Annotated in this window: 11 protein-coding genes; 6 read left to right on the top strand and 5 right to left on the bottom strand. The window is 62.3% G+C overall.

Annotated elements, in window-relative coordinates; translation table 11 throughout:
- Nucleotides 1-188: 188 nt before the first annotated feature.
- The 3 genes from ACERIT_RS15625 to ACERIT_RS15615 all read right to left on the bottom strand — a co-directional run bounded on the left by ACERIT_RS15625 (nt 189) and on the right by ACERIT_RS15615 (nt 2,395).
- Nucleotides 189-611: a universal stress protein gene (locus ACERIT_RS15625; RefSeq protein WP_373675789.1), complete on the bottom strand. Its 423-nt coding sequence runs from the start codon at nt 609-611 to the stop codon at nt 189-191.
- 44 nt (nt 612-655) lie between these two features.
- Nucleotides 656-1,774 (bottom strand): sodium:phosphate symporter, encoded by a 1,119-nt coding sequence (locus ACERIT_RS15620; RefSeq protein WP_373675788.1) that lies wholly within the window; start codon nt 1,772-1,774, stop codon nt 656-658.
- A 159-nt stretch (nt 1,775-1,933) separates the two neighbouring features.
- Nucleotides 1,934-2,395: a hypothetical protein gene (locus ACERIT_RS15615; protein ID WP_373675787.1), complete on the bottom strand. Its 462-nt coding sequence runs from the start codon at nt 2,393-2,395 to the stop codon at nt 1,934-1,936.
- 160 nt (nt 2,396-2,555) lie between these two features.
- Between ACERIT_RS15615 and ACERIT_RS15610 the strand changes: the two genes are divergently transcribed.
- The 6 genes from ACERIT_RS15610 to ACERIT_RS15585 all read left to right on the top strand — a co-directional run bounded on the left by ACERIT_RS15610 (nt 2,556) and on the right by ACERIT_RS15585 (nt 9,670).
- On the top strand, nt 2,556-4,286 hold the full coding sequence (locus ACERIT_RS15610; RefSeq protein WP_373675786.1) for an adenosylcobalamin-dependent ribonucleoside-diphosphate reductase: 1,731 nt from the start codon (nt 2,556-2,558) through the stop codon (nt 4,284-4,286).
- A 91-nt stretch (nt 4,287-4,377) separates the two neighbouring features.
- The gene (gene bioB, locus ACERIT_RS15605; RefSeq protein ID WP_373675785.1) at nt 4,378-5,532 is read left to right on the top strand and encodes a biotin synthase BioB; all 1,155 of its coding nucleotides are present in this window, start codon (nt 4,378-4,380) and stop codon (nt 5,530-5,532) included.
- A gap of 112 nt (nt 5,533-5,644) precedes the next feature.
- Nucleotides 5,645-6,739 carry a transcriptional regulator gene (locus tag ACERIT_RS15600; protein WP_373675784.1) on the top strand — a complete coding sequence of 365 codons (1,095 nt, stop codon included), beginning with the start codon at nt 5,645-5,647 and terminating at the stop codon, nt 6,737-6,739.
- 8 nt (nt 6,740-6,747) lie between these two features.
- Nucleotides 6,748-7,998 carry an aminotransferase class I/II-fold pyridoxal phosphate-dependent enzyme gene (locus ACERIT_RS15595; protein WP_373675783.1) on the top strand — a complete coding sequence of 417 codons (1,251 nt, stop codon included), beginning with the start codon at nt 6,748-6,750 and terminating at the stop codon, nt 7,996-7,998.
- Nucleotides 7,995-8,759 (top strand): dethiobiotin synthase, encoded by a 765-nt coding sequence (bioD, locus tag ACERIT_RS15590; RefSeq protein WP_373675782.1) that lies wholly within the window; start codon nt 7,995-7,997, stop codon nt 8,757-8,759. Before ACERIT_RS15595 ends, bioD begins: the two co-directional genes overlap by 4 nt.
- Nucleotides 8,756-9,670: a 6-carboxyhexanoate--CoA ligase gene (locus ACERIT_RS15585; RefSeq protein WP_373675781.1), complete on the top strand. Its 915-nt coding sequence runs from the start codon at nt 8,756-8,758 to the stop codon at nt 9,668-9,670. The genes bioD and ACERIT_RS15585 overlap by 4 nt, the downstream gene beginning before the upstream one ends.
- A 69-nt stretch (nt 9,671-9,739) precedes the next feature.
- Here the strand turns inward: ACERIT_RS15585 and ACERIT_RS15580 are convergent, their stop codons facing one another.
- Nucleotides 9,740-10,510: a creatininase family protein gene (locus tag ACERIT_RS15580; RefSeq protein WP_373675780.1), complete on the bottom strand. Its 771-nt coding sequence runs from the start codon at nt 10,508-10,510 to the stop codon at nt 9,740-9,742.
- A gap of 121 nt (nt 10,511-10,631) precedes the next feature.
- The coding region (locus ACERIT_RS15575) for a hypothetical protein (RefSeq protein ID WP_373675779.1) at nt 10,632-10,845 on the bottom strand (214 nt) is incomplete at its 5' end.

Raw genomic sequence — 10,845 nt, 5'->3', positions numbered from 1 at the left:
AGCATGTGACCGTACTCTCCCGGTCGCTCCCGTCGATGCAGGACGCTCTCGCGACGACGGTCGAGTGCCTCCAGTCCCGACACCGGTGATGGGTCCGTAGTGTCCGTGTTTCACTGGCAGACACTGGGCGATGGTGCTCGAAATCCGGACGATCACCCGTCAGTGGAATGGTCCGAATTTCCCCGGTGCTATCGGACGACGGTGACCGGCACCGGTGCTCGTCGCGTGACCTTCTCGGCAACGCTGCCGAGCAGGATGCGCGACATCGGCGACCGACCGTGACAACCGATGACGATCTGATCGACGTCGTGATCCTCGGCGTAGGCGACGATCTCACGCGATGGGTCGCCGGTGGCTGTCCGCGTTTCAATTTCCACGTCGTGTTCGTCGGCGATTCCCTCCGCTTCCTCGAATAGTTCCTCGGCACGCTCCTCGGCTCGGTCCCGAAGTTCGTCGGGTCCGACTAACGCTCGGGCGCTGTAGCTCTCCTCGATGTAGTCGATGACGTGGAGAACGGTGAACTGAGCGTCGGGATGCATCGAGAGGGCGTGTTCGAGTGCCCGTTTCGCCATCGGTGATCCGTCCATCGGAACGAGAATGGTAACTGACATGAGTTCGTGTACGGCTCTGTTGGTTTTGTTTGCTGGCATCGCGATTAGATGTGGGGGACGAGTAGCAATCCGAACGGGACGGCGACCAGTAGGATGCCGAACCCGATGAAGAACCGGCGGTCTTCGAGGAGTTTGTCCTGTCCGGCATCGATACCCGCGGCGTACGGCTCGTAGCCGATGAGCGCTACCAGCGTGAATAGCATCGCGAGACCCGCCACGAGGAGGACGATCGCAATACCGACCGACGTCTCCAGCACGAACGCCACGACGAGCGTGTCGAATAGCGTCCCGATGTTCGCTCCGAGAATGTACGGCACTATCTCCTCACGTCGAACGAACCGCCGGTTGTACAGCGGCACGACGACGCCAAGCGAAAAGGCGACGCTCGTCGTGAGAGCAGTGATCAAAAGCCCAATACCAAAGGCCATCCACCGCCGTTCGAAGTACCGGAACACGTACGTCCGGACCGTCTCGGTTTTCACGCGCTCTAACACGTCGTCGAACAACCAGAGACTCCCGAATAACAAGGCGACTGCGATGACCAGAGCGGTTCCGGGGCCCACTGTTCGCATCACCGCGCCGGTGATGGGATCGAAGTACTGCAGTGACCGGACGGGGAGGTGAAGCCCCCGAGTCGCCGCGAGCAGTTCCGGCTGGAACAGCTTCAGGACACCGACCCCGAGCACGGTTACGGGGAGATAGATAGTAAACGTAATCAGGAACGTCAGCAGGCCCATGCTCGTCCCCTCACTCAAAGTCCCCCCGTAGCGCTTCTGGAGGTGGTCGAGTGCTCCGATGAGGACGACGATGGCGGCACCACCGAGACGCGACCCGGCGATCATCAGGAACAACTCCGACACGGAGACGATGCCGGACCGGAACAGCGACAGCGCGAGCGCTGCCACGACCGATCCATTCGTCAGCCCGTAGGTAGCCAGCCAGCCAAGCCCTAGCGCAGAACGGTCGTCGACGATCACCTGACGGAGGAGCCGCTCGATGAACGGCTCGGCTGCTTCCGTAGCCGTGCCGAGTAGCTGGACGGCAAACAGGAACAGCAGGACTGCCACGAGCGCACCAACCCAGAGGGGGACAGTCTCTACCAACACGTCCAGCACCCTCGTGGTTCGTGGAATCTCCGCAGACGGTTCGTCCGATTTGGTCATGTATCATCGACCATGGTTGAGTCCCTCGTGTTCGGCACCGTCAACCGCACACCAACTACGGAGATCCGTCGCCGTATCGGAGTGTGCAAGCCGAAGACCGGTTCGTCCTCGCGAGGGGAAACTCGGGCGAACTACTTCGTGTGAGACCAGCCAAACACGTCAGTCTTCGCCGGTCGGCTCTTCACTGAACGCTTCCTCAGTCCAGGGTTCGGGTTCGCCGTTGTTCCAGTCGAGGTACGCGTCTTCGATCATCTCGAGCACGATATCCCCGAGATCTGTTAGTTCGGCCCGGGCCGCCGTTTCAAGGTCCGCCCGCTCGGATAGAACCGCCGATAACTCCGGGAGTTCGAAGCGGAGTCGTTCCTCGGTCGGATCCCAGTAGAAATCAAACTCCTCGATCAGTCCGTACTCGCTGATAGTCCGGTACTCTGCGTCGGTCAGATCCGTGTACGCGGCCCACTCTTGGAAGGCCTCGTTCCATGCGCCATCCCGCAGGATTTCCTCGAGTTCCTGACGGCGGAGATCACTTAGGGTTCCGGTCACGTTCGAGAGTTCCACATCGTCGGGACTCCCGCGATTCGTCAGGTCCGGTGGGGACGGAGTCTCCACGTCGAGTGCCATCAGCGCGACGTTTGGTCCCAAGGGAAATAAGTGGGTCCCCGATTCCTCATTCACGGGGCGATTCCATTGAGAACGGATCGTTTGTGACGACTCCGTGGGATTTTCAGCGCGTGGGGATTGGGATCATGGCTTAATATGAACGTACCGCACGCGTAGACGTATGGGCTCCCTCGACGACGTCGCTAAGACCGTCCTGCATCGACGGTATCTGCAACAAGACGAGACGGGGACAGTCATCGAGACGCCGGACGAGATGTTTCATCGCGTCGCCGCAGATCTGGCGACGGCCGAGGCACAGTTCGGCGGTGATGTCGAGACGATCGAAGAGCGATTTTATCAGACGATCAGTGATCTCGATTTTCTCCCCTCTTCGCCAGTACTCATGAACGCTGGAACCGAACTCCAGCAGCTCGCTGCCTGCTTCGTTCTCCCCATCGATGATTCGATAGAATCGATCTTCACGGCAGTCAAGCAGACGGCGCTCATTCACCAGAGCGGCGGTGGCACCGGCTTTTCGTTCTCGAACCTTCGCCCGGAGGGTGATGTCGTGATGAAGACGGGTGGCGTGGCGTCGGGACCAGTCAGTTTTATGAAAGTCTTCGATACGGCGACCGAGCAGATCAAGCAGGGCGGCCGCCGCCGGGGCGCAAATATGGGGGTACTCCACGTCTCGCATCCCGATTTGGAGGAGTTCATCTCCGTCAAGGCGGACGAAGACGTGTTACGGAATTTCAACCTCTCCGTGGCGACGGACGAGGCGTTCTGGGAGGCCTACGCCGCCGGGGACTCCTACGACATCGTAAATCCGCGAACCGAAGAGACCGTTGAGCAAGCGGATCCCGACGCCGTCCTCGAGCGAATTGCGGATATGGCCTGGGAGACGGGTGATCCAGGTGTCCTGTTTTTGGATACGATCAACGAACAGAATCCAACACCGGAACTCGGCCGGATCGAAGCGACAAATCCCTGTGGTGAAGTGCCGGAACTCCCCTATGAGGCGTGTATCCTTGGTTCGATCAACCTCGGGCAGCACACCGACGGCGAGACGGTCGACTGGAAGAAGCTCCGCGAGACGACGCATCTCGCCGTGCGATTGCTCGACAATGCGATCGAGAGGTCACAGTTCCCGGTCCCCGAAATCGACGAGATGGTATCCAAAACCCGACGATTGGGTCTGGGCGTGATGGGCTTTCACGACATGCTCGTCGATCTTCAGATTCCGTATTACTCCGAGACGGCCCTCGAATTCGCCGGCGAGCTAATGGAGTTCGTTCACGACGAATCGAGGAACGCCTCCAAGCGATTGGCGGAGGAGCGAGATCCGTTTCCAGCATGGGAGAACTCCATCCACGAGGAGCCGATGCGGAACGCCACGACGACGACGATCGCTCCCACCGGGTCGATTTCGCTTATTGCTGGCTGTTCGGCTAGTATTGAGCCGATATACAACGTCGTCTACACGAAGCAGGTGATGGGCGGACTGGAGATCGTCAACGACCGCTTCATCCACATGGCGAAGGAACGAGGCTTCTACTCCGAGGAATTCATCGAGGAACTCCACGGTCGAACCACGATTCAGGATATCGAGGAAATTCCGGACGACGTGAAGGGACTATTCCAGACGGCCCACGACATCCCCGCCGAACAACACCTCGAGATGCAAGCGGCGTTTCAAGAACACGTGGATAATGCGGTCAGCAAGACGGTGAATTTGCCCCAATCGGCGGACGTCGACGATGTCAAGGAGATCTTTCTGTCCGCCCGTGATCTCGATCTCAAAGGTATCACCGTCTTCCGAAGCGGAGCAAAGCCCGAACAGGTGCTCGGGGAAAGCCCACTCAAAGAAGAATGCGTGGGCGAATGCGATTACGTCGCACCCCGACAGGGGTAACGTCGGAGACGACGTGTGCTCGTCCAGCCATCCCCGCCACAACCGATTTCGATCACAAACTATTTTGATGTGGTAAACCCCCGTGCCACTCGTGGTTTACGAGACCGGTATTCGAACGATCGACGAGGCAGTCGCACGCGTGATAGACGGCGAGAACCTCACGAGACGGGAGGCGCTGGCGTTGCTGGCCCAGCCGGTTGCGGACCTCGCGCCGGCTGCGGACGCGGTGCGGGCACATTTCGGTGACGGCACGGTCGACGCCTGCAGCATCGTCAACGCTAAGGCCGGCAACTGTGCCGAAGATTGCGGCTTCTGCGCCCAGTCGGCACACTTCGACACCGGTATCGACACCTACGGGTTCCTTGAGCCGACGGAGATCCTCGCGGCCGCCACCCGCGCCGAGCGCGACGGCGCCCAGCGATTCGGCATCGTGGTGGCTGAAAAGGGCGTGAGCAAGGAGAAGCGTCCCGAGGAATGGGCCGACGTCCTGCGAGCCATCCGGCTGGTGCGTGACGAGACTGATGTCGAGGTTGATGCTAGCCTCGGTCTCCTCACCGAGGAGGAGGCCCGAATCATCGCTGAGGAGGGCGTCAATCACTACAATCACAACATCGAAACCTCGCCACGATACTTCCCGGAAATCGTCTCCTCACACGACTTCGAGGACCGGGTGCAGACCCTTGAGCGCGCGAAGGCCGCAGGGATGGACCTGTGTGCGGGCGTCATCCTCGGAATGGGTGAGGCGCCCACCGACCGCGTGGACGCCGCGCTCGCGCTTCGCGACGTCGGGGTCTCGTCGGTCCCGGTTAACGTCCTCAACCCCGTGGAGGGGACGCCCCTGGGCGACCAAGACTCGGCGGACATCACGACCACCGAACTCGTCAAGACGATCGCGGTCTACCGGCTGCTGTTCCCCCACGCCCGGGTGCGTCTCACCGGCGGCCGGGAGGTCAACCTCGACGCGGACGAGCAACACCTCCCGTTCGAGGCTGGCGCCGACGGCGTGCTCACGGGGGACTACCTCACAACCGAGGGCCAGTCGCCAGCCGACGACATCGAGATGATCGAACGCGCAGGCCTGCAGCCCAACACCAAGACCAACGAGTTTGAAACCGAGGCGGTCAAGGCCCGCTCGCGCGGTAACGGCTCCTCGGACGACTGTCTCGACGTCGACACCGCCGCAGGGTCTGCAACGAGCAACGCGAACGTTCCGGGAACGGGCACGAGCGACACCGCGGACGACTGATTCACAGTGACGGATCCGAATCGACCAACGCTCGGCTCATATCGACTACCGTCCGATTCACATCGACAGCTCACCGACTCATCGACCGACTTACCGACTCATCGACGAACCCATGGACGACATTACTTTCGCAGTACTTGGAACCGGCGGCATCGGCAGACGGACGCTCGAAGTCAGCACGCACACGGAGGGACTCACGCCCGTCGCGGCTTGTGACCGCCACGGCATGGCCTTTGATGCCGACGGTCTCGACGTCGAGGAACTCCTCAAGGCCACCGAGGGAAACATCGCGGGGGATGGTACCGGCGACACCCACGAGGCCGACGCTGACGGCACAAGCGACGCCGATGGCATGATCGAACCCGACGGAGGTACGGCCGTCAAACAGCACGGCGAGGACGCCGGCGTGGTCGCTTCGACCCAGGGAGAATCGACGGAGACGCCCATCGAGGACGTCATCACACTCGGTGAGCACGTCGACGCGGTTATCATGGCACTGCCCAACCTCGAACACGACTTCATCCCGCGGGTGGCCGAGCGATTCGCCGAGGCCGACTTCGAGGGTGTGCTCGTGGATGTGCTCAAGCGCTCGCGTGTGATTGGAATGCTCGAGGACCGCGAGGAGACACTCGTCGAGTCGGGTATCACCTTCGTTTGCGGCGCCGGCGCGACACCCGGGTTCCTCACGGGCGCGGCGGCACTTGCGGCGCAGTCGTTCGTGGAGGTTGAGGCGGTTGAGATCTGGTGGGGCGTGGGCCTGCAGTCGGGCTACGAGGACAATCGCGGCACCGTCCGCGAGGACATCGCCCACCTCGATGGCTACGATATCGAGATCGCTCGCGACCTGACCGAGACGGAAATCGAGGATATCATCGACGAACACGACGGCGTACTCGAGTTCAACGACATGGAGCACGCTGACGACGTGCTATTGGAGCGGGCGGGCATCTGCGGCGCCGCCGACGTCCACGTGGGCGGTATCCTCGACGTGCGCCAGGACGACAAGCCCACCACGACGACCGTCCGCGTGACCGGCCGCACGTTCGACGGCCAGCGCGGGACGAACACGTTCCAACTCGATGACGATACCAGCATGGCCGCCAACGTGAACGGCCCTGCGCTGGGGTACCTGAAGGCCGGCATCCGACGGAACCGTGCCGAGGACTACGGCGTGTTCGGTCCGGCCGAACTCATGCCCGGATTCTGAGCGATCCCATGCCCAACGCCGAATCCGACGCCGAGACGAACTCGGAGCCGGAACGGGACCACGGGTTCGATCCCACGTCCCGCCTGACCGTTCGCGAGGACCGGGGACTCCGTCGCGACCTCTCGCCCGCCGAGGACGTAGCCGCACGCACTCGATTCGCGGCCGACCCGCGGGGGAAACGACCCGACTTTCTGGACGAGCAGCGACTGGTGTTCGCGGCGAACAACTATCTCGGGCTTGCTGCCGACGGGCGGGTCCAGCGCGCGGCCGCGGAGGCAGCCCGTGAGATCGGAACCGGCGCAGGCGCGAGTCGGCTTGTCACCGGCGACACCCGACACCATCGCGCGCTTGAGCGCGACCTTGCGGACGCCAAGGGCACTGATCGGGCACTGGTTTTCTCCTCGGGGTATGCCGCAAATGTCGGGACCATCACCGCGCTTGATCCGGACGTGGTTTTCTCCGATGAGTTGAATCACGCCAGCATCGTCGACGGCTGCCGGCTCTCGGATGCTGAGACGGTGGTTTATGACCACGCCGACGCCGATGCGCTCGCTAAAGCGATGGCCGAGAGGGCTCGCCGGGAGGGGGTCGAAAACGAGGCCTGGTTAGTAGTGACCGACTCCGTCTTCAGCATGGACGGCGACATCGCACCCCTGGGTGCTATCTGCGACGCGGCCGAGCGCCACGGCGCCTGGGTCATGGTCGATGAGGCCCATGCGACCGGTCTCTATGAAGATGGCGGCGGCATCGTCCAGCGGGAGGGGTTGTCTGACCGGGTGAACGTCCAACTCGGCACGCTCTCGAAGGCGCTGGCGAGCCAAGGGGGGTACGTCGCCGGCGACCAGGCACTCGTGGAACTCCTCGTTAACGAGGCGCGTTCGTTCGTCTACTCAACGGGGCTGGCCCCGCCCGCAGTTGGCGCGGCTCGCGAAGCGTTCCGGATCGCCCGCGAGGGCACGGTCCGCGAGGCGCTCTGGTCGAACGTCGAACACCTTCGCGACGGTCTCGAATCGGTCGGGTACGAGGTGCTCGGTGAGACGCAGGTGTTGCCCGTGCTGGTCGGCGACCGGGACGATGTCCTCGCGCTGGCAACTGAACTCGAGGAGCGGGGAGTCGTCGCGCCCGCTATCCGCCCGCCGACCGTGCCCGAGGGGGAGAGCCGAATCCGAGTCGCGCCGATGGCGACCCACACCGAAGCCGAGCTCAAACGGTGTTTGACGGCGTTCGAAGCGGCCGGCAAGGAGGTGGGCCTGCGATGACGTTTGGAGCTGATTCGGCCGGTGACCAGACAGGGACCCCCGTCGCGTCCGTCGGCGACTCCGTCCGCGATTTCGCGGTGGTCGGGACGGGGACCGGGGTGGGAAAGACCGTGGTGACCGCAGGGCTGGTGGGGACGCTGCGCGAAGCGGGTGTGGACGCCTGCGGTGTCAAGCCAGCCCAGACGGGCTACCCACTCGACCACGACGCGGGGTTCATAGCTGACGCCTGCGGCAGCGAGGCGGCGTCGACCTGTCTGCGCCGGCTCGAGCCCGCGCTGGCACCCGCGGTCGCCGCCGAGCAGGCGGGCGAGACGCTGGAATACGGAGCCATCCGCCGGGATTGCGCCCAAGCCGTCCGAACTGCCGACGTCGGCATCGTCGAGGGGATCGGTGGCCTGCGCGTCCCGCTGGCGGATGACCACGAGATCGTCGACCTCGTGGCTGACCTCGATCTCCCCACCGTCGTGGTGGCGCGCGCCGGCCTGGGAACGCTCAACCACAGCGCGCTCACGGTGGAGGCCCTACGTCGGCGCGACATCGAAGTGACGGGCGTGGTGCTGAACGGCGACGCGAACGAAACGCTCGCCAAGCGCACTAACCCGGACGTCCTCGCCGAGATGACTGGTTGTCGGATCGAGACGCTGCCGTCGTTGGACCTCGACAACCCGGTCGACGCGGTCGAGGGAGTCCGGGAACACCTCTCGACCAAGGTGCTCCCGACACGCGAACCAGGGCGGTCACCTCGGGAGGAATCACCATGAGTGGAAACGTGGACGACGGCATCGCCGACGCGGACGCGAGAACCGGAACCACCGCAGACGAAGGGAGAAATGAAACCACTTCGGACGCCTTCAGCGTGCGGATGCGAGCGAGCGCTGGCGACGAGCACGTCTCGGGCGCAGAGACGATCATCGCCCATGACGAGGCCGACGAAACGACCGGGACGGACGCGGTCTCCGATAAGGTCGCGTCCGCCGCGGAGTCGATGGTTCAGCGGGCGCTCGAACACCCACGTGGCAACCCGGACGACGTAACAGTTACCGTCGAGCGGTTGTCTCGCCCGCCCCGCTGCGTTGAGGCACTCCCCGTGGTGACTCTCGATGTCGACGACGCCGACGAAAGCCGGGAGGTGGCGCGGGAACTCCTCGCCCGTGCCGACATCACGGACGGTGCGGTGACCCGTGGATTCGACGTACTTCGGAGCGACACAGCCGAACGAGGGGCTGGGCTAGTCGACGCCGCCGATGGGTCGCGTCTTGACCCGATCCCGGCACGGGGAGTTCGGGCGACCAACATCGGAACGAGCGACGCGGGTCGGGATGCGCTCGACGTCGTGATCACGAAGCAGGAAGTCGCGTCTCCGGAGACGGTTCGGGAAGCAGTGGTGCTTGCGACGACTATCGCCCACGCGCCGGGGACGCGGGCCGAACTCTGTTGGTCGGACGATCCCGACTACGCCGCAGGCTACGTGGCGACCCCGGAAGCATACTACCGGTTCCCTGTGTTGAAACCGGATGGCGTGACCGAGGGTGGACGGGCCATCTTCGTCGCTCCGGGTGCACCCGTTGTGAAAGTCGTCGACTACCTGGAGACCCAGCCCGTACTCGTCGGCGGGGCATCCGGCGGCGAGACGGTCGAGCCCGCCGCGCTCTTCGGCGACGAAAACGGGTGATTCGAGACGAATTGGGAGCGGTTAGCATGAAGCATCACGGGAGCCTCTCCGAAGGGAGTGAGATCAGTCCTACACGTGGGGAGTCGGCATCAAGGCGTGGAACTCTTGAGAATCAAGCCACTGACAGAGTTTGACGAGTTGTTCTGTGGCTGCCTCAAACATCTGTTCACCCTTCTTGGCGGTTGCATCGGTTTGGTCTCCGAGAACGCCATTGCTCGTATTATCGGCCGCGTCATAGAACGTCCGTGAACCATATTTCACCGTTTCAGCGGCTTCAACGTCCGGGATACCGCCCTCCCGTGCGTCTTCAAGGCGGTCATTTTTGACCAACTCTGGAGCGAGATATTGAATCATCGCGGTCTCTTTGGGTCCTCCGTGAGGGCCGTTCTGCGTGAATAATTCGTCGACCATGTCTGGGATGCTCTCGTTCCACATCCATTCGATCGCATAGAGTTCTTTCTCATCTCTCAGACGTCGACCAACCTCCCGAAGATGCTCAACGTTACCGCCGTGAGCATTCACGTAGATAACGCGGTCTATGCCGTGATAGGTTAGGTTCCGAGTGAAGGACTCGACGTACTCTCGAAAGACGGGAGCATCAACCCACATGGTCCCGTGAAACTGCTTATGATGAGGGCTTACACCGATATTGATAGTCGGAGTACAGAGGTAGCCCGTTCGTCTCGCGGCCTCCCGTGCGTAAGCTTCCGCAATCAGATGATCCGTCGCTAATGGGAGATGTGGACCATGCTGTTCGGTTGAACCAAGCGGAACCAGCGCTACTGATTCATCCGCAAAATAATCGCCGAGGTCGGGCCAGGTTTCATCAGCAATATACATACTGTGTGTTGGTGATTGGCTTGCCTTTCAATCTATGCAAATTTCCACTCGTTATGACATACAAACGGAATCCGAGACCGATCAGTACACGATCGTAGCCAACCGGATCGAGAACGCCGTCTCAAAGAAAGGCACCGAGATTCACGAGAAAGAGCACATACAGGAGAAGCAGCGTCATTCCCTCCGACCGCGTGATCTCCCGGTCCTGGGTGATGAAGAAGTACAGGACCGTGATTAGAACCATCACAGGAAGCCCATACGACCGAATGCTCGTCGGGACGACGAGGTCGCCTGCGAGACTCGAGACGCCGGTGACAAGGAAGGTGTTGAAAAGA

Origin of the sequence: Halopenitus sp. H-Gu1 (assembly GCF_041821145.1) — an archaeon.
GTDB lineage: Archaea > Halobacteriota > Halobacteria > Halobacteriales > Haloferacaceae > Halopenitus.
Note: the sequence above shows the minus strand (reverse complement) of the source record. Positions and strands in the feature narration are given on the sequence as shown.

What these genes read in the sequence shown, in the direction of transcription:
- ACERIT_RS15625 (WP_373675789.1), bottom strand. Translation starts at nt 611, where the DNA reads ATGTCAGTTACCATTCTCGTTCCGATGGACGGATCACCGATGGCGAAA.
- ACERIT_RS15620 (WP_373675788.1), bottom strand. Translation starts at nt 1,774, where the DNA reads ATGACCAAATCGGACGAACCGTCTGCGGAGATTCCACGAACCACGAGG.
- ACERIT_RS15615 (WP_373675787.1), bottom strand. Translation starts at nt 2,395, where the DNA reads ATGGCACTCGACGTGGAGACTCCGTCCCCACCGGACCTGACGAATCGC.
- ACERIT_RS15610 (WP_373675786.1), top strand. Translation starts at nt 2,556, where the DNA reads ATGGGCTCCCTCGACGACGTCGCTAAGACCGTCCTGCATCGACGGTAT.
- ACERIT_RS15600 (WP_373675784.1), top strand. Translation starts at nt 5,645, where the DNA reads ATGGACGACATTACTTTCGCAGTACTTGGAACCGGCGGCATCGGCAGA.
- ACERIT_RS15595 (WP_373675783.1), top strand. Translation starts at nt 6,748, where the DNA reads ATGCCCAACGCCGAATCCGACGCCGAGACGAACTCGGAGCCGGAACGG.
- bioD (WP_373675782.1), top strand. Translation starts at nt 7,995, where the DNA reads ATGACGTTTGGAGCTGATTCGGCCGGTGACCAGACAGGGACCCCCGTC.
- ACERIT_RS15585 (WP_373675781.1), top strand. Translation starts at nt 8,756, where the DNA reads ATGAGTGGAAACGTGGACGACGGCATCGCCGACGCGGACGCGAGAACC.
- ACERIT_RS15580 (WP_373675780.1), bottom strand. Translation starts at nt 10,510, where the DNA reads ATGTATATTGCTGATGAAACCTGGCCCGACCTCGGCGATTATTTTGCG.